1 protein-coding gene is annotated in these 632 nt (G+C 62.0%); it reads right to left on the bottom strand.

Features of this window, described 5'->3' with window-relative positions; genetic code table 11:
* Positions 1 to 84 precede the first annotated feature (84 nt).
* Positions 85 to 573 (bottom strand): IS66-like element accessory protein TnpA, encoded by a 489-nt coding sequence (gene tnpA / locus CFR80_RS18675; RefSeq protein WP_051672078.1) that lies wholly within the window; start codon positions 571 to 573, stop codon positions 85 to 87.
* Positions 574 to 632 lie beyond the last annotated feature (59 nt).

Here is a 632-nt window from a genome sequence, read left to right as displayed (position 1 = left end):
CCTTCAACGCCAGCCCGGGCATCCCCAGGCGCATATCGGTTACACCGGCCGCCAGCCATATCCTCAGCGTGGAAGGAAGCGGGATCATGATCGTAGTGCACCCACAATTTCACGCAGACGATCAGCGGACAGCCCTGTGTCGAACTCCAGCCGCACACCGTCCGGAAAGACCAGGCTGACGGCTTGGCCGGACAGCGTTCCCTGTTCTCTCCGACGCTCCAATGGCTGCGGCTCGGGGGCCGGGGCCACCATGACAGGTATGAACGATGTCCCGCCTTTGGCCTGCGCTTTGGCCCGAGCCTCTCGCCGCCAGCGAAACACCAGACTTGGATGGATCCCATACTGTGCAGCCACCTCCCTTATTGGGCGTCGGCTCTCGTAGGACGCGATGACCACTCGCGCGCGAAATTCAGGGGCGTGCCAGCGGCGGCGATCCGAAACGATCTCGATCCGCGAGGCGTCCGCCAGCCTGTCCCGCTCGCCTGTCTCTCTACCGCTCCTTTGGAGCCTCTCTGCGGTACTACCTGCGACACTCGCAGGTAGTACCGCGTCCCTATCTCTTAAATCGCTCATGCTTCATAGCTGAACAAGACCAGAAGTATTCAGCAAGGCGTCAGTCGCCGGGAGCTTAC

It is taken from the genome of Komagataeibacter oboediens (genome assembly GCF_003207815.1).
GTDB classification, from domain to species: domain Bacteria; phylum Pseudomonadota; class Alphaproteobacteria; order Acetobacterales; family Acetobacteraceae; genus Komagataeibacter; species Komagataeibacter oboediens.
Note: the sequence above shows the minus strand (reverse complement) of the source record. Positions and strands in the feature narration are given on the sequence as shown.